Here is a 16546-nt window from a genome sequence, read left to right as displayed (position 1 = left end):
GCCATTACATCGACCTTACATAACGCTGTAAATCGTTATCTGTGCTCACTGCTTTCTAATTTTCCAGAGCGGACACGATGCAGTGGCGAAACATTCACACCACGAGCGACAAAACCGTGCAACCACTCCGGGGCAATACTTAACACCTGCCGAGCTGATGACTCTGTGTCGAATTCTGCAAACACACAAGCACCTGTTCCGGTCAGGCGTGACGGTGCGTATTCTAACAGCCATGAAAGAGCCTGTTCAACCTCGCGAAAACGTTTTCTTGCGATCGGTTCGCAATCATTTGCGTAAGGAGTGCTTAAAAGCGCCGCCAGTGGGCGAACTGGCGTATTTCTTTTTAATTCAGGATCGGAAAAAATAATGGGTGTTGGGATGCTTACACCGGGGTGCGCGACCAAATACCACTTCTCCGCAGGTGTCGCGGGCTGCAATATCTCACCAATTCCTTCGGCAAAAGCGGCATGTCCGCGTACAAATACCGGCACATCGGCACCCAATGTCAGCCCCAAAGTGGCTAATTCGTCATCAGATAAGCCACATTGCCACAGCGCATTGAGCGCGACTAACACGGTTGCCGCATTGGAAGAGCCGCCGCCCAATCCACCACCCATCGGCAAACGTTTTTCGATACTGATATCCGCGCCCCGTGCTGTTTTTGTCGCCCCGTGCTGTTTTTGCAGCAATCGTGCGGCTCGGACGATCAAGTTCTGCTCGTTCTCCACGCCCGCGATCGGCGTCAATAAGCAAATTTGGTCGTCATCGCGCGGTACAATCGTCAGTTCGTCGCCATAATCAAGAAACTGGAACAGCGTTTGTAGTTGATGATAGCCATCTGCCCGCTGCCCAGTGATATAAAGAAACAGGTTCAGTTTTGCCGGTGACGGCCACACCTGTGGGTTTACGCTAACCATGTTATTTGGCAGTCCAATTATCCATTTTCAGTTTGATACGTTGCCCACCTTGGCTCAATTCCATGCGGCTAGGCAGTGCTGGTGTCACCTGAGTATTGTACTCCTGATAATCCACCGTCCACGTGATACCCGCTTGCGTGTAAGTCAGTTGTTTCAGGCGGTACTTGTCATCGAGGGTGAAATCGGTGGTGTCTCCCGGTAAGCCCAGAATCCATTGACGCAAGCTATCCAATGGAATCGCCATGCCGGTCAATTTCTGAATCATCTCTTGTGGATTGTCGCTGACGTGGCGTTTGCCCTGATTATCCGTCAACTGAGTCACACCCGGTTGCACCAGCAACTCTAGCTCAGTGCTCCCCAATGGGTTGGTCAGCAGCAGGCGGTAGCGCTCTGGCGCGGTTTGTTGCCAGAAGAAGCGGGCATAGACTTTTTGTTTTTCGGAGATATACGCGAATGCACCACGGGTCTGGAATTGGCTGAGTTGCTGTAACTGTTGCTCATGCTGACGCCATTGTGGTGATGTCGGGCTGGTCGCTGGGCCACTGGTAGGCGTCGTGCTACAGGCGGCTAGCAGCAGGGTAGCTAAAGGCAGTAGACGATAAAAACTGATTTTGCGCTGAGGCATATGAGTATAAATCCTATCGGTCGCAGGGTTTGCACTGGCGGCACGTTTCTGCTGGAGCACTATATTTTGGGTGAAACACGCTATTTTTGATAGAGCAATGTTTTGATAGAGCAATAGAAATATAGTGTAAAGCAGATCCTGATGATGTGCCGCAAACAGGCAATATTGCTGCTCACGCTAACGGCCAAAGGGCGGAGCGTCAATATCTTGTTCTATGTTGTACAGCATATAATCAAATTCTGAGCATAAGTTGGGATAATACTTAGGATGATGCACTGCGCCTTTTATTGATCTCGCGCATCAAGTAGAATGCGGTTCAGACGAGAATCCATACTAACACCAGTATTACTCGAAGCCGTTCCCATGACTCTGCTTGCATTAGGCATTAACCACAAAACCGCTCCTGTATCGTTACGTGAACGGGTGACATTTTCACCGGAATCGATCGATCAGGCACTTGCTAGCTTGCTCCAACAGCCGTTGGTGCAGGGCGGTGTCGTATTGTCTACGTGCAACCGAACGGAGCTGTACCTCAGCGTCGAACAGCAAGAAAATCTGCACGAACAACTCATTGCCTGGCTGTGTAGCTATCATAAACTCAGCCCAGACGAAGTGAAAAAAAGCCTGTACTGGCATCATGGCAATGACGCCGTCAGTCATCTGATGCGCGTTGCGAGTGGGCTGGACTCCCTGGTATTAGGGGAGCCACAAATTCTGGGGCAGGTGAAAAAAGCCTTTGCTGAGTCTCAGCGCGGCCAATCGCTGTCTGGCGAGTTGGAGCGGTTGTTCCAGAAATCCTTCTCGGTAGCGAAGCGAGTTCGCACCGAAACTGAGATTGGTGCTAGCGCCGTTTCGGTGGCGTTTGCCGCCTGTACCTTGGCGCGGCAGATATTTGAGTCACTGTCAGAACTGAATGTGTTGCTGGTCGGTGCCGGTGAAACCATTGAGCTGGTGGCCCGTCATCTGCGTGAACATCAAGTCAAACATATGATTATCGCGAACCGTACCCGCGAACGCGCACAAGCGCTCGCGACGGAAGTGGGCGCGGAAGTCATCACCCTACCAGAAATTGACGCGCGTCTGGCCGATGCTGACATCATTATCAGCTCAACCGCCAGCCCGCTGCCGATTATTGGTAAAGGGATGGTCGAGCGGGCACTTAAAAGCCGCCGCAATCAGCCAATGCTGTTTGTCGATATTGCGGTGCCGCGCGATATCGAGCCTGAAGTGGGTAAACTGTCCAACGCCTATTTATACAGTGTTGATGATTTACAAGCGATTATTCAGCACAATATGGCGCAGCGTCAGGCCGCCGCAGTTCAGGCCGAGTCGATAGTACAACAGGAAAGCATGAATTTTATGACCTGGCTGCGTGCACAGGGGGCGGTGGAAACCATTCGTGATTACCGCTCTCAGGCCGAACAGGTGCGCAGCGAGATGACCGCTAAAGCATTAGCCGCCATTGAGCAGGGTGCTGATATCGAGCAGGTGGTGAATGAACTGGCCTATAAGCTCACCAACCGCTTGATTCATGCGCCCACCAAATCCCTCCAGCAAGCTGCCAGCGATGGCGATATGGAGCGGTTGCAATTATTACGCGACAGCCTTGGGCTGGATCAGCACTAGTTTCCTCTAATTACAGGGTTTAAAACCACGGATGAAGTCTTCTATTGTTGCCAAACTGGAAGCGTTACAAGAGCGCCATGAAGAAGTGTTGGCGTACCTTGGCGATGCCAGCGTGATTGCCGATCAAGACCGTTTCCGCGCGTTATCGCGTGAGTATGCACAATTGACTGACGTCACAAACTGTTTTAAAGAGTGGCGCAGTACGCAGGATGATATTGAAGCCGCAGAAATGATGCTGGACGATCTCGAAATGCGTGAAATGGCACAGGAAGAGTTGAAAGAGGCCAAAGCGCGCAGTGAAGAGCTGGAACAGCAGTTGCAACTGTTGCTGTTGCCGAAAGACCCTGATGATGAGCGCGACTGTTTTCTGGAGATCCGTGCTGGGACGGGTGGCGACGAAGCCGCTATTTTTGCGGGTGACATGTTCCGTATGTACAGCCGTTATGCCGAAGCTCGCCGCTGGAAAGTTGAGATTATGAGCGCCAGCGAAGGTGAGCACGGCGGCTATAAAGAGGTGATTGCCAAGGTTTCCGGCGAGGGTGCTTTTGGGCAACTGAAATTCGAGTCAGGCGGTCACCGTGTGCAACGTGTCCCTGAAACCGAATCACAGGGGCGCATTCATACCTCGGCCTGTACTGTCGCGGTGATGCCTGCCATTCCTGAAGCTGAAATGCCGGAGATCAACGCCGGTGATTTGCGTATTGATACTTTCCGCTCTTCAGGGGCGGGCGGGCAGCACGTTAACACCACGGACTCGGCAATCCGTATTACCCACATTCCTACGGGGCTGGTGGTGGAGTGTCAGGACGAGCGTTCGCAACACAAAAACAAAGCCAAGGCGATGTCCGTCTTGGGCGCACGTATTCGTGCTGCCGAAATGCAAAAACGCCAACTGGCGGAAGCTTCTGAGCGCCGCAACTTGCTGGGTACAGGCGACCGCTCTGATCGCAACCGCACCTATAACTTCCCGCAGGGGCGCGTAACAGATCATCGCATCAACCTGACACTGTATCGTCTGGATGAAGTGATGGAAGGTAAACTGGATATGTTGATCCAGCCGATCGTGCAGGAGTATCAGGCTGACCAACTCTCCGCACTATCTGAGCAAGATTAATGGATTACCAACAGTGGCTGTCGTTAGCGGCAGCCCGTTTTAGCCAAAGTGACAGCCCGAAGCGCGATGCTGAGATTCTGTTGAGCTTTGTGACTGGGCGCGCGCGGACCTATTTATTGGCTTTCGGCGAAACCCCATTGTCTCCCGAACAGTTAGCGGTGTTAGAGCCACTGGCTATTCGTCGTGAGCAGGGTGAGCCAATTGCCTATCTGGTGGGTGAGCGAGAGTTCTGGTCACTGCCACTGAGTGTTTCCCCCGCCACCCTGATCCCCCGGCCAGACACTGAATGCTTGGTCGAGCAGGCGTTGGTGCATTTGCCCTCCACCCCTTGCCATATTCTGGATTTAGGTACCGGTACGGGGGCCATCGCCTTGGCCTTGGCCAGCGAACGGCCAGATTGTGCGGTGATGGGCGTAGACATTAAAGCGGATGCGGTTGCGCTAGCGCGTCATAACGCAGAAAAGCTTGCGATAGAGAATGTTGATTTTCTGCAAAGTAGCTGGTTTCAATCGGTGAGCGGCAAATTCATACTGATCGCCAGCAATCCTCCCTATATTGATGCCAATGATCTTCATCTCAATCAAGGGGATGTCCGCTATGAGCCGCAGAGTGCGCTGGTGGCCGAGGATGAAGGGATGGCCGATCTGGCTGAAATTATCCGTCAGGCACCGGCTTATCTGGAGGCAGGCGGCTGGTTAATGTTAGAGCATGGCTGGCAGCAGGCGCAGGCAGTCCAAAAACACCTTAAAAAAGCGGGTTTTAGTGCTGTAATTACCCATAAAGATTATGGTAATAATGATCGTGTTACTTTGGGGCAATGGGGCGCGTAATTAAGAAAATTCCCGTTCTGTATAAAAAAGGAAGCAAGAGTCATGTGGGTCGATTATATCGCCATGAAGTATTTGCATTTGCTGACAGTGGTTATCAGCATTACGCTGTTTGTATTACGTTTCTTCTGGAAATGTCGCGGTTCAGCTATGATGGACAAACGCTGGGTGAAAATAACCCCGCATATCAATGATACGCTGTTATTTGTCAGCGGCATTGTGCTGATTTTTATCACTGGATTTTACCCTTTCAGTCCGCAAGGAACATGGCTGACTGAAAAGCTGTTTGGCGTTATTATCTATATCCTGCTTGGCTATGTCGCATTAGGTAAGCGCACCCGCAGCCAGAGTCGTCGCTGGCTTGCTTTTATACTCGCATTGGGTTGCCTGTATTTGATTGCCAAACTGGCAACAACTAAGTTACCACTGCTGATGGGATATTTATGAGTAGTATTGCTGATTTCGAATTTAACAACGCGTCCCTGTGTGATGGGGTGTTACTGGTTACCCAGGAGATTCGACAAGATTTTCCACTGGCTGATGTACGCAACCAACTGCAACAGCTGGTCGATGATGCGCGGGCGGCAATGCCTGCCGATCTTAATCAGGATCAGCAATTAGAAGTGCTTATCGATCTGTTTTACCGCCAGTGGAAATTTGGTGGCGCAGGGGGCGTTTATCGTCTCTCCGATGCTATTTGGCTGGATAAAGTGCTCGATAAGCGGCAGGGAACCCCGGTGTCGCTGGGAGTGATTTTCCTCTATATCGCCCATCAACTGAATTTGCCTTTAATGCCCGTTATCTTTCCAACTCAATTAATTCTTCGTGCTGATTGGCTAGACGAAGAGATGTGGCTAATTAACCCGCTGAACGGCGAAACACTGAACGAGCATATGCTGGAGGTGTGGATCAAAGGTAATTTAGGGTTGAGCGCCGAGTTGGAAGATGAAGATTTAGAAGAGGCAGAAAACACGATTATTGTCCGTAAAATGCTCGACACGCTGAAAGCCGCATTGATGGAAGAGAAGCAGATGGAGTTGGCACTACGTGCCAGTGAAGCGGTATTGGCATTTGATCCCGATGACCCCTATGAAATCCGCGACCGTGGCCTGATTTATGCCCAATTGGATTGCAATCATATCGCTATCTCAGATTTAAGCTATTTTGTCGAGCAGTGCCCGGAAGACCCGATCGCTGAAATGATAAAAATGCAGATCCACTCCATCGAGCAACAGCGGGTCACATTGCACTGATTTTATTTCGATAGCGGTTGTGTCGCTGCGGTCCGATAACGGCCAGCCTCTACGGCGATGAGCGGTTGACATAACCTGCTGTTATTAATCTCGATTTACCCTTTATAAAGGTATTAGTATGAAACAGAAAGTGGTTAGCATTGGCGATATCAACGTAGCGAACGACCTGCCTTTCGTGCTGTTTGGCGGCATGAATGTGCTTGAGTCACGCGATCTAGCGATGCGCATCTGCGAGCATTACGTCACCGTGACCCAAAAACTGGGCATCCCTTACGTATTTAAAGCCTCGTTCGACAAAGCCAACCGTTCTTCAATTCACTCTTACCGTGGCCCCGGCTTGGAAGAAGGGATGCGAATTTTCCAAGATCTGAAGCAACAATTTGGCGTGAAAGTGATCACCGATGTTCATGAAATAAGCCAGTGTCAGCCCGTTGCTGAAGTGGTTGATGTTATCCAGTTACCGGCATTTTTGGCGCGTCAGACTGATTTAGTCGAAGCGATGGCCCGTACTGGCGCGGTGATCAACGTGAAAAAACCTCAGTTTGTTAGCCCCGGCCAAATGGGCAACATCGTCGAGAAATTCAAAGAAGCGGGCAACGATCAAGTTATTCTTTGCGATCGCGGCAGCAACTTTGGTTATGACAATTTGGTGGTTGATATGTTGGGCATCAATGTCATGGTGCAAGCCACTGGCGGTCATCCGGTGATTTTCGACGTGACCCATGCATTGCAATGCCGTGACCCATTTGGTTCTGCATCCGGTGGTCGCCGTGCGCAAGTGGCTGAGCTGGCCCGTGCCGGTATGGCGGTGGGTCTGGCAGGGTTGTTTATTGAAGCACATCCGGAACCGAATAGCGCCAAGTGTGACGGTCCGTCAGCACTGCCATTAGCTAAGCTGGAGCCATTCTTGGTTCAGATGAAAGCCATTGACGATTTGGTGAAGAGTTTCCCAGAGCTGGATACCAGCAAGTAAGCTCATCTCCGTCGTCCTTGACGTTGCAGCCAACGCCAATGACTTCGGATATCGAGCTATAAGTCGAATGAATGTTTGACTGATTGAAAAGGCAGCTATTGAGGCTGCCTTTGAGGTTGTTGACAAAGTGCCAGTGGCGGAGAGAACAGGCGGATCGTAAAGACGCCGTAAAATCGTCCCTGATGGCTCGAACCGCGCCATCCGTGGCGCGGACGCTTTACTCTTCCGTCTGTCCTCACCGTTTCCGATCGAGTCATCGGGGTTTGTCATCAGTCTGAAAGGCAGCTATTGAGGCTGCCTTTTTTGATCGCGCTAACGGCTATTTCGACTGCAAAGCCGCCAGTGCTTCTGGCAGGGTGCCGTAGAAACTCAACTTGCCCTCAATAGGGTGCACTCTAGCTCTTGCCAGCGTCTTCAGGGGTTGGAAAGGAATGTCGGTGATGATGAGCTGCTGCTCATCGCTCAGAGCCTCTGTGAAGCGCAGAAACGCATTTAAGCCGCCCGCATCCAGCACCGGTACGGCATCCCATTGCAGAATAATGGTCTGGTAATGCTCACTGCGCCCCAGCAACTCATTAAATATCCGCTCTGCCGCAGCAAAGAACAGTGGCCCATTCACCCGCAATATCAGTGTTTGCTCGTCAACCGCCGCCGGAATCTCACTTAACCGCGTCATTCGTGCAATACGCCGCATAAATAGCAGTGAGGCCAACACAATACCCACCGTGATGGCAATCACCATATCGAACAACACTGTTAAGCTCATGCAGAGCAACATCACGATAATGTCGTCTTTCGGCCCACGGCGCAGGAGATCAACGACCTTATGCGCTTCACTCATGTTCCAAGCCACAATCAGCAGTAGCGAAGCCATTGCCGCCAACGGCAGATAAGAGAGCATGGGGGCCAGCACCAATAGGGCCAATAACACCAGCAGGGCATGGACAATGGCTGATACCGGTGAGGTGGCTCCTGCGCGGACATTCGCCGCAGAACGGGCAATCGCGGCTGTTGCGGTGATCCCACCAAAGAATGGCGCGACCATATTCCCCAATCCCTGACCCACTAACTCGTTGTTTGAATGATGCTTTTGCCCGGTCATACCATCAAGCACCACGGCGCATAATAGCGACTCAATCGCCCCCAGCATCGCCATCGAAAAGGCCGCTGGCAGCAATGCGGAAAGGGTCGCCCAGTCCAAAACAAAATCCTGCCCATTTGCGGCAGGGAGATGCCAGGGTAAGACAAATTGCGGCAGGATAGGGGGAATGCCATGGCCCTGAGTGCCATCGGCCAGCAAATAGCCAAAGCGCGAACCAATGGTCGCGACCTGATGATCAAAGAGTGATAGCAGCCCCATCACGGCAGTACCCGCCACCAGAGCCGGTAAGTGACCCGGTAACTTTAATTTTAGTCGTGGCCAGAGCACTAATACCAGCAGCGTGACGGTAGCAATTAACGTATCACTGAAGTTAATGGTTGGCATGGCTTGCGCCAGTGCGCTGACTTTGCCGACATAGTTTTCCGGCACCTCGGTCAGGTGTAAGCCAAAGAAATCCTTCACTTGCATGGTGGCGATGGTGATGCCAATCCCAGAAGTGAAACCCAAGGTCACTGACAGTGGAATATATTCAATCAAGCGCCCAAGTCGCCCCAAACCCATGCAGAGTAAAAATAGGCCGGATATTAATGTCGCCAGTAATAAACCGGCTAAACCGAATTGCTGCGACACCGGATAGAGAATAACGACAAAGGCCGCCGTCGGGCCGGATACGCTATAGCGGGAGCCGCCACTCACTGCAATAACAATACCGGCGATAGCGGAGGTATATAAGCCATATTGCGGCGGGACACCACTGGCGATAGCCAAAGCCATCGCCAGCGGAATAGCAATAATACCGACCGTGACACCGGCAATTATATCTTTGAGAAGTCGTTGAAGTGTATAGGTTTCTCGCCAGCAAGCGTCAATAAGCGCGCTGAACGGCCTAATGCCGTTAATTCCGTGCGTTTTCATCTAAGGTGCAAACCAAATAAAGAAAAGACAAAATAAATGGCGGGCCAATAAGGGTCCGTCTCGAGTAGCAGACATCCACGATACGCCAATTCGGTAACTGAGATCTAGATGTATATCAATCTCTGTCAGAATTGGGATAACTCTCTCTTTTAAAAAGGGTGTTAAATGAACAGTTCCATTGCAGATCAGTGAATTTCTCGGCTGGATATATTAAAAATGACTATTATCCCTACTAGCCCTTTCTTTTACCCCCAAATATCAGAAAATGAATATTAAGCCGCCAGATAAAAATGATGGCGCAGTAGAGGGAGACATTCAGGATTCAGCGATATCTTGTTGCCGGACAATCTTGGCAGATCTCATAATGAAATTATTCAGGAACAAAGCCTATCTCGCAGCTAAGATTTAGGTTAGAAACTATGGCTATTATCCACACTCAATGTTCAGGGATTCCGATGAATAATTTCAGTCTTAAATATGGTTTAACATTAATGGGCAATCGGTCACGCTACTGTGGGTTAAAATCAACAGTGAGAATTCAAAGGACTGATGCTACGCCATGAGTGAAATAGAATCTCTGTCAACACTCTATCGGGATGTTTGTGTCACCTATGCAACTCTCTCTATTAGTTATTTTGCTTTAAGTAAAAGTAGCGCCTTCTCCTATCATGGAGAGGTCTGGAAACGTATTTTATTTGGTCTGGTCGCAGGACTGGTTTCGCTCTACCTGAATCAGGACCAGTGGGTTATTTCCGGCTCATTCTTCTACAGTTTTGAATTGATCCCGATTGTGTTGGTCACTTTTTATGGCGGCTGGCTGAGTAGCTTGACTGCATTGGTGATCAATTTTGCTTTTACCGGCTGGGTCACGTTAGATAATATCTTAATAACCATCATTTTTATTCCTCTTTTACTCTCCAGAGTGTGGGAGAAAAAAAGTAATCGTATTTTTTATATCACCATTATCTTAATCGCTTTTTATCGCGTTCTCGCCGCGCTTCTGTTTGTTCCAAGTGCACTGATATGGACCCAGATTGTGGTGTATCAGTTGATTTCTGCCCTCTGTTTGGCTATTTGCTATCATGCTCTGAATTTTAAAGAGCGCTATATTTACGCCTATTTTGCAATGAAGAACCGGGCGAATATCGACAAATTAACCCAATTAAATAATCGGGCAAGTGTTGATTATCGATTAAATACCATCCATAGCAGCCGACAGGCCTGTGGGTTAATGATTCTGGATCTTGACCACTTCAAATTGGTTAACGACACCTATGGTCATGATGGGGGTGATCTGTTATTGACTGAAGTGGGGAAATTATTGACTTCAAGTGTTCGGGATGAGGATTTCGTGGGTCGTTTTGGCGGGGAGGAATTCATTGTGATTACCCATAGCCATGATCCGCAAACTATTAAAACGGTTGCTGAGCGCATTTGCCAACGGGTAGAGAATTTAAATGTTGAATTGCCTGACGGCCGAAAAGTAAAGACCACCATTTCCATTGGTGCTTCGCTCTATTTACCGGGCATGTCGATGCTCAAAGCAATGAAGATGACCGATGAAGCGCTTTATCAAGCGAAAAAACAAGGGCGTAATCAGGTGGTTTACAGTCGGTTAATGCCATTCTCCCCATTAGGGGATCGCATCAGTAGAGAAGGGCGTCGCCGCAGATCATAGCAGCAGAGGTCATCGCGACATGAAAGCCTGATTGGACGCCAAAGAAAAAGGCTCTGACTTTCGTCAGAGCCTTTCGCTCGAATATGGCGGTGAGAGAGGGGTTCGAACCCTCGATACACTTACGCGTATACACACTTTCCAGGCGTGCTCCTTCAGCCACTCAGACACCTCACCGTACGTTGCGGCGCTATGCACTGCAACGGGGCGGTACTATAGGGACAGGCGGCGTGATGGTCAAGCAGTATTTATCCGTTGCCATTCATCTGGTTATTCCGCACCCAGATAGAGTGAATCGCAGGCAAATAACGTGGCGCAACACCATTATCGGGCAAGCAAAAAAGAGATAAAAAAAACGGCAACCGAATCACAAATACGGGGGAAAACACCCGGTTTGCTTCAATTGCCGTTTGATTTTACTGCTGCCGTACCGCGCTTTGCGCTGTAACGACTTAATATGGCGGTGAGGGAGGGGTTCGAACCCTCGATACGCTTACGCGTATACACACTTTCCAGGCGTGCTCCTTCAGCCACTCAGACACCTCACCGTATTGACTGCGACTACAATCAACCGCATTAAATGGGGTTGACCGGCGTAATGTAGGCAAAAGTGTGCCCAGCGTCAACCCTCTTATGTTGCCTTTATGGCTGTTTAGCTAAAGTTGCATCAATTTGCTGATTTCATCGGCATTTCTTGCGGGTAGCACTTGCATCTGGCGGTTAATCGCGGAAATCTAACAGGTACTTTCGCAAGGAGCTGGCAAATAATGAATATTATTTTTTATCACCCGTTTTTTGAAGCCAAACAGTGGTTGTCAGGCATCGAGTCTCGCTTACCCGCCGCGAATATTCGGCAGTGGCGACGGGGTGATACTCAACCCGCAGATTATGCGCTGGTTTGGCAACCGCCACAGGAGATGCTAGCCAAACGCACTGAACTAAAAGGGGTTTTTGCGTTGGGGGCAGGGGTGGATGCGATTTTGGATCAAGAGCGCCGCCATCCGGGGACATTGCCTGCTGGGGTACCGCTGATTCGCTTGGAGGACACGGGGATGTCCTTGCAAATGCAGGAGTATGTTGTTGCCAGTGTACTGCGCTATTTCCGTCGGATGGATGAATATCAACTGCTACAGCAGCAGAAAGTGTGGCAGCCTCTGGATCCACATCAGCACGATAAGTTTACCATCGGTATTCTTGGGGCGGGTATTTTAGGCAAAAGCGTGGCCCACAAATTAGCTGAATTTGGCTTTACGGTGCGCTGTTGGAGCCGTACACCCAAACAGATTGATGGTGTGGTCAGTTTTGCGGGCAAAGAGACGTTACCCGCCTTCCTTCAAGGGACACAATTACTGATTAATCTGTTGCCGAATACCCCGGAGACGGCCGGCATCTTGAATCAATCACTCTTTTCGCAACTGAATGCCAATGCCTATATCATTAATATTGCACGGGGAGCACACCTGCTTGAGCGGGACCTACTCGCGGCCATGAGTGCTGGTAATATTGCCGCCGCGACATTGGATGTGTTTGCTGAAGAGCCACTACCCCCGATGCACCCTTTCTGGAGCCATCCACGAATCACGATTACGCCGCACATTGCCGCAGTAACCCTGCCTGAAGCCGCGATGGATCAGGTCGTCGCAAATATTCAAGCTATGGAGGCGGGTAGGGAACCGGTTGGGTTGGTCGATGTGGCACGAGGTTACTGATTAAGGGCGACCCGTACCACGGGGATAGCATTTATCGGGCAAGGTTTTTAGCGCTGCTGATGAGAAGAATTCCTGCTATCATTAGCGGGCTATACTTTGCCTGCAAATAAATGTTCCCCGCGTTAAAAGACTTTGTGGAGTAGTCATGTATCCTGTTGATTTACATATGCATACCATTGCCAGTACTCATGCTTACAGCACTTTGCACGATTACATCGCCGAAGCTAAGCTCAAAAATATTAAGCTGTTCGCCATTACCGACCATGGCCCGGATATGGCGGATGCGCCACACTATTGGCACTTTATGAATATGCGAGTCTGGCCGCGTTTAGTGGATGGCGTGGGCATTTTGCGGGGTATTGAAGCCAATATTAAGAATTTAGACGGCGATATCGATTGTACCGGCCCGATGCTCGATGCCATAGACCTGCTCATTGCTGGGTTCCACGAGCCCGTATTCCCGCCGCAAGCTAAGGCCGCCAATACTCAGGCGATGATCGCGACTATGGCCCAAGGTAATGTGCATATCATCAGCCATCCCGGTAACCCTAAATACCCGGTTGATATTCCGGCGATCGCACAAGCGGCAGCAAAATACCATGTAGCCCTAGAGCTGAATAACTCCTCTTTCAGCCATTCACGTAAAGGGAGTGAGCCGAACTGCCGTGCGATAGCCGAAGCGGTTCGTGATGCCGGAGGCTGGTTGGCGCTAGGTTCTGACTCCCATATCGCCTATTCATTGGGTATTTTTGAGCATTGTGAGCGTATTATTGCTGAAGTGAATTTCCCGCAGGAGCGCATTTTAAATGTCAGCCCGCGCCGTTTACTTAATTTCCTCGAGATGCGGGGCCGGCCAGCTATCCCCGAATTAGCCGATTTATAAGATAATAGGTGACGTTGTCACCGTTGCGTTTATGCAAAAACAATAAGAAACAGGACGATGTAAATGAACGATTTTTCTCTGGTGTGTCGAATTCTGGGGTCACTCTTCTATCGCCAACCACAAGATCCGCTGCTGGAACCGCTGTTTGCCCTGATCAGTCAGGGCAAGCTGGAGCAACATTGGCCACTGGAGCAAAGTGAGCTGCTGGCGCGTTTGCAGCAAGAATATCAGCCAGAGGCATTGGCTGCTGACTATACGGCAATGTTCGTGGGTGATGATCGCAGCGTGTCACCTTATGGCTCAGATTATGAAGATGCCCGACCTGAAGCCGAAGTCAGAGCCTTTCTGCAACAGCGCGGTATGCCGCTTGGCGATGCGCCCACCGACCACTTCGGTGGATTATTACTGGCGGCCTCTTGGCTGGAAGATCAGGCGGCTGAAGATGAAGTGGCAGCACAAATTGCGCTGTTTGATGACTATTTACTGCCTTGGTGTGGTCGTTTTCTTGGCAAAGTAGAAGCTCATGCCACCAGTGGTTTTTATCGCACCTTGGCGCAGTTGAGCCGTGAGGCGGTGCAAGCGATGTGGGATGAGTTGTCAGAAAACGGCGATGCGGAGGAGTAATCTCCTCCGTTGAGGTTGTTGACAAAGTGCTAGCAGCGGAGAGAACAGGCGGATCGTAAAGACGCCGTCTTCCCTTTGTAAAAATAAGCCTCCCTGGAGGCTCGTACCGCGCCATCCGTGGCGCGGACGCTTTACTCTTCCGGCTGTCCTCACCGTTCCCGATCGAGTCATCGGGGTTTGTCAGTAGTCTGCACGGAGGAGTTATCTCCGCCGCTATCAATTTGAATCAAATGCACCGTGTCGGTTAGTCAGTCAGTGGGATGACTAATTGGCCCGGTTTCACTTCTAATCCTTTCGCCAGTTTCTTCGCCATCGCTTCTGCTTTGCTCTTCTCGCCGTCTAACACATAAACGGGTTGCTGATCAAAATAGGATTTCAGTGACTGATTCAGATAAGGCGTCAGCGCCTTCATCACGGTATCCATCTTCTCTGGTTTGACGGTGTAATCAGTTAACTCCATATCTTTCAGGAAGATAGCGCCTTTTTCGCGATCGAATGTGGGCTGCGCTTTTAAGGTCAGCGTCATATCCGCACTTTGCGGGCCAAGAATCGAGGTGATATCTACTTTGGCATTACCGGTTAATGTCACTTTACCGGGTTCCGCGCGGCCGATCTGGCTCTGCAACTGCGTCAAAGTGATATGAGCATCAACCAGACCCGGAATACCAATCTGCTTTTCATAGTTATTATGCTTTTGCAGGTAATCATTCACTTCCTGCTCGCTCAGGGTGTACTGTGTCAGTTGGTTACAGCCGACCAGCGTGGCAGTCGTTAGCAGCGCAGCAGCGCCCCACATTAATTTCTTCATTAAAAGCCTCATAGCAATATGCACAATCACATCAGACAAGACGAGTTTGCCCAATAATAACCGCTTAATCTGCTGTTTTGTATTATTAACCGCTGTTGTTCAACTGTTAGATATCGTTCAACAACGGTTTGGGATGGGGCGAGATAGTGCGTCAGTGTACGGTGATTGCCAATCAGATAACCCTGAATCAGAATTAATCGCAGGTTAATTGCCGCTAAGCATCGCAGATTCTATCCGGCGTTGATTAAATTGCCAGTAAAGCCCGATCAAGGTGATTAAGCCGATGACACCCAGCATAAACCACGGTAACTCCGGCATTTCAAGGGTTCGACCCGTGTCGTACATCCAGCCGCCACCGGTATAGCCCAATGCGCCACCCAGTGCCAGCCCGAGGCGGCTAAAGCCCATATAGCTGCCGCGAGCGCGGGAATCCGCCAGTGATGCCCCCAAGGTTTCACGGGCTGGTTCGGCAATGATTGACCCCATATAGAAGAAGCAGATAAACATAAATAGAGTTTGCAGATGGCTAATCAGGCCGATCGGGAACAAGCTGAGTGTCATGATCAGTAGCCCGGCCATTAAACGCTGCTCAAGGCTAAAACGTTTTTCGCTCCAGCGGGCAATCGGGTAGAGCAAGGTCAGAGAGAGCGCGGCCTCAATGGCGTACATCCATTTAACGGCGGCGGGTGAACCAGCAATTTCATTCACCATGATCGGCAGCATCAGCATCACCTGCACGGCGAGCATGTAATAGCCCGTCAGTGTCAGGACATAGGTGACAAAGCGGCGATCACGCAGTACGCGCATCAGCCCCTCTTTCATCGGGGCGCGCACGGTAGATATGCGGTAGGCGGGCAGCAACCACAGGTTCCAGCCCGCCGCCAAGACGAAGATGGCCGCGCCAGTCCAGCAGACAAAGTGGAAGTCGTATTGCAGTAGCCAGCTACCGATTAATGCGCCAATCACCGCACCAGCGCTGTCTTGCATCATCAGCAGTGAGTAAAAACGGCCACGTTCATGAGGGCGGGTGAGCTTAATCACCAAAGCGGTACGCGGGGGATCGAAGAGGGTGCCGCCTAAGCCAGAGAGTGCACAGGCTAGCCACAAAATCCAAGGTTCAGTCGCCATCGCCATTAAGGCGAAACCCGCTGCACGCATCAGCATACCGGTGACTATCATGGGCTTGGCACCGAAACGGTCGGCAATAGCACCGCCGAAAATCCCTAGCCCCTGTTGGACCAGTTGCCTTAACCCCAAGGCCAGACCCACGATCACCGCAGCCCAACCCATTTGATCGACAAATCGGATAGAGATAAGTGGGAAGACGACAAAGAAACCCAACACCACTAATAAGTTATCAAGCAATAAAAAATACTTACCCAAGCTCCGAGCTTGCGATACCAAAGCCATGCTTCACCGTCAGAAATCAAATAGGGAGGAATAGAAAATAGACTTATAGTGCTTAGTGATCCTAGTTTGTACCCAAACCATCAGA

General features: G+C 50.4%; 15 protein-coding genes and 2 tRNA genes. 10 read left to right on the top strand and 7 right to left on the bottom strand.

All coding sequences use genetic code 11. The features are described from left to right. Positions 1–35 precede the first annotated feature (35 nt). Positions 36–917: a 4-(cytidine 5'-diphospho)-2-C-methyl-D-erythritol kinase gene (ispE, locus tag HRD69_RS16765; protein WP_004875673.1), complete on the bottom strand. Its 882-nt coding sequence runs from the start codon at positions 915–917 to the stop codon at positions 36–38. A 1-nt stretch (position 918) separates the two neighbouring features. Beyond that, on the bottom strand, positions 919–1542 hold the full coding sequence (gene lolB, locus HRD69_RS16760) for a lipoprotein insertase outer membrane protein LolB (protein WP_032814780.1): 624 nt from the start codon (positions 1540–1542) through the stop codon (positions 919–921). A 363-nt stretch (positions 1543–1905) separates the two neighbouring features. On the opposite strand from lolB, the gene hemA reads away from it, so the two are divergent. The 6 genes from hemA (at position 1906) to kdsA (ending at position 7335) form a co-directional block, all read left to right on the top strand. After that, positions 1906–3168: a glutamyl-tRNA reductase gene (hemA, locus tag HRD69_RS16755; RefSeq protein ID WP_004875675.1), complete on the top strand. Its 1263-nt coding sequence runs from the start codon at positions 1906–1908 to the stop codon at positions 3166–3168. A 31-nt stretch (positions 3169–3199) separates the two neighbouring features. Further along, positions 3200–4282 carry a peptide chain release factor 1 gene (gene prfA / locus HRD69_RS16750; protein WP_004875676.1) on the top strand — a complete coding sequence of 361 codons (1083 nt, stop codon included), beginning with the start codon at positions 3200–3202 and terminating at the stop codon, positions 4280–4282. Continuing rightward, the gene (prmC, locus tag HRD69_RS16745) at positions 4282–5112 is read left to right on the top strand and encodes a peptide chain release factor N(5)-glutamine methyltransferase (protein WP_032814781.1); all 831 of its coding nucleotides are present in this window, start codon (positions 4282–4284) and stop codon (positions 5110–5112) included. Before prfA ends, prmC begins: the two co-directional genes overlap by 1 nt. A 42-nt stretch (positions 5113–5154) precedes the next feature. Beyond that, on the top strand, positions 5155–5556 hold the full coding sequence (locus HRD69_RS16740) for a SirB2 family protein (RefSeq protein ID WP_004875677.1): 402 nt from the start codon (positions 5155–5157) through the stop codon (positions 5554–5556). Further along, entirely contained in the window at positions 5553–6362 is an 810-nt protein-coding gene (gene sirB1 / locus HRD69_RS16735) for an invasion regulator SirB1 (RefSeq protein ID WP_032814783.1), read from the top strand. The genes HRD69_RS16740 and sirB1 overlap by 4 nt, the downstream gene beginning before the upstream one ends. A gap of 118 nt (positions 6363–6480) precedes the next feature. Then, positions 6481–7335, top strand: coding sequence for a 3-deoxy-8-phosphooctulonate synthase (kdsA, locus tag HRD69_RS16730; RefSeq protein WP_004875679.1), 855 nt, complete (start codon positions 6481–6483; stop codon positions 7333–7335). A gap of 319 nt (positions 7336–7654) precedes the next feature. Here the strand turns inward: kdsA and dauA are convergent, their stop codons facing one another. Continuing rightward, entirely contained in the window at positions 7655–9352 is a 1698-nt protein-coding gene (gene dauA, locus HRD69_RS16725; protein WP_004875680.1) for a C4-dicarboxylic acid transporter DauA, read from the bottom strand. 559 nt (positions 9353–9911) lie between these two features. Here dauA and HRD69_RS16720 point away from each other — a divergent pair. Then, positions 9912–11030 carry a diguanylate cyclase gene (locus HRD69_RS16720; RefSeq protein WP_004875681.1) on the top strand — a complete coding sequence of 373 codons (1119 nt, stop codon included), beginning with the start codon at positions 9912–9914 and terminating at the stop codon, positions 11028–11030. Between the two features lie 84 nt (positions 11031–11114). Here HRD69_RS16720 and HRD69_RS16715 read toward each other — a convergent pair. After that, positions 11115–11204: transfer RNA gene (locus tag HRD69_RS16715), tRNA-Ser, on the bottom strand. Between the two features lie 281 nt (positions 11205–11485). After that, positions 11486–11575, bottom strand: a tRNA-Ser gene (locus HRD69_RS16710). Between the two features lie 219 nt (positions 11576–11794). Here HRD69_RS16710 and ghrA point away from each other — a divergent pair. From ghrA to HRD69_RS16695, 3 genes are all read left to right on the top strand, one after another. Next, complete coding sequence (gene ghrA / locus HRD69_RS16705; protein WP_004875683.1) at positions 11795–12736, top strand: glyoxylate/hydroxypyruvate reductase GhrA; 942 nt, start codon at positions 11795–11797, stop codon at positions 12734–12736. Between the two features lie 145 nt (positions 12737–12881). Then, complete coding sequence (locus tag HRD69_RS16700) at positions 12882–13619, top strand: phosphatase (protein ID WP_004875684.1); 738 nt, start codon at positions 12882–12884, stop codon at positions 13617–13619. Positions 13620–13682: 63 nt separating this feature from the next. Next, on the top strand, positions 13683–14243 hold the full coding sequence (locus HRD69_RS16695; RefSeq protein ID WP_004875685.1) for a TorD/DmsD family molecular chaperone: 561 nt from the start codon (positions 13683–13685) through the stop codon (positions 14241–14243). Positions 14244–14487: 244 nt separating this feature from the next. Here HRD69_RS16695 and HRD69_RS16690 read toward each other — a convergent pair whose 3' ends face one another. Both HRD69_RS16690 and mdtH read right to left on the bottom strand, forming a co-directional pair. Further along, complete coding sequence (locus tag HRD69_RS16690) at positions 14488–15051, bottom strand: lipoprotein (protein WP_032815515.1); 564 nt, start codon at positions 15049–15051, stop codon at positions 14488–14490. 204 nt (positions 15052–15255) lie between these two features. Further along, entirely contained in the window at positions 15256–16461 is a 1206-nt protein-coding gene (gene mdtH / locus HRD69_RS16685) for a multidrug efflux MFS transporter MdtH (protein WP_004877725.1), read from the bottom strand. Positions 16462–16546: the final 85 nt, after the last annotated feature.

Source organism: Yersinia mollaretii ATCC 43969 (assembly GCF_013282725.1).
GTDB classification, from domain to species: domain Bacteria; phylum Pseudomonadota; class Gammaproteobacteria; order Enterobacterales; family Enterobacteriaceae; genus Yersinia; species Yersinia mollaretii.
This window is presented reverse-complemented; position numbering and strand designations above follow the sequence as displayed.

What these genes read in the sequence shown, in the direction of transcription:
- sirB1 (WP_032814783.1), top strand. Translation starts at nt 5,553, where the DNA reads ATGAGTAGTATTGCTGATTTCGAATTTAACAACGCGTCCCTGTGTGAT.
- prmC (WP_032814781.1), top strand. Translation starts at nt 4,282, where the DNA reads ATGGATTACCAACAGTGGCTGTCGTTAGCGGCAGCCCGTTTTAGCCAA.
- ghrA (WP_004875683.1), top strand. Translation starts at nt 11,795, where the DNA reads ATGAATATTATTTTTTATCACCCGTTTTTTGAAGCCAAACAGTGGTTG.
- dauA (WP_004875680.1), bottom strand. Translation starts at nt 9,352, where the DNA reads ATGAAAACGCACGGAATTAACGGCATTAGGCCGTTCAGCGCGCTTATT.
- lolB (WP_032814780.1), bottom strand. Translation starts at nt 1,542, where the DNA reads ATGCCTCAGCGCAAAATCAGTTTTTATCGTCTACTGCCTTTAGCTACC.
- HRD69_RS16695 (WP_004875685.1), top strand. Translation starts at nt 13,683, where the DNA reads ATGAACGATTTTTCTCTGGTGTGTCGAATTCTGGGGTCACTCTTCTAT.
- HRD69_RS16740 (WP_004875677.1), top strand. Translation starts at nt 5,155, where the DNA reads ATGTGGGTCGATTATATCGCCATGAAGTATTTGCATTTGCTGACAGTG.
- hemA (WP_004875675.1), top strand. Translation starts at nt 1,906, where the DNA reads ATGACTCTGCTTGCATTAGGCATTAACCACAAAACCGCTCCTGTATCG.
- HRD69_RS16690 (WP_032815515.1), bottom strand. Translation starts at nt 15,051, where the DNA reads ATGAAGAAATTAATGTGGGGCGCTGCTGCGCTGCTAACGACTGCCACG.
- HRD69_RS16700 (WP_004875684.1), top strand. Translation starts at nt 12,882, where the DNA reads ATGTATCCTGTTGATTTACATATGCATACCATTGCCAGTACTCATGCT.
- ispE (WP_004875673.1), bottom strand. Translation starts at nt 917, where the DNA reads ATGGTTAGCGTAAACCCACAGGTGTGGCCGTCACCGGCAAAACTGAAC.
- HRD69_RS16720 (WP_004875681.1), top strand. Translation starts at nt 9,912, where the DNA reads ATGAGTGAAATAGAATCTCTGTCAACACTCTATCGGGATGTTTGTGTC.
- mdtH (WP_004877725.1), bottom strand. Translation starts at nt 16,461, where the DNA reads ATGGCTTTGGTATCGCAAGCTCGGAGCTTGGGTAAGTATTTTTTATTG.
- prfA (WP_004875676.1), top strand. Translation starts at nt 3,200, where the DNA reads ATGAAGTCTTCTATTGTTGCCAAACTGGAAGCGTTACAAGAGCGCCAT.
- kdsA (WP_004875679.1), top strand. Translation starts at nt 6,481, where the DNA reads ATGAAACAGAAAGTGGTTAGCATTGGCGATATCAACGTAGCGAACGAC.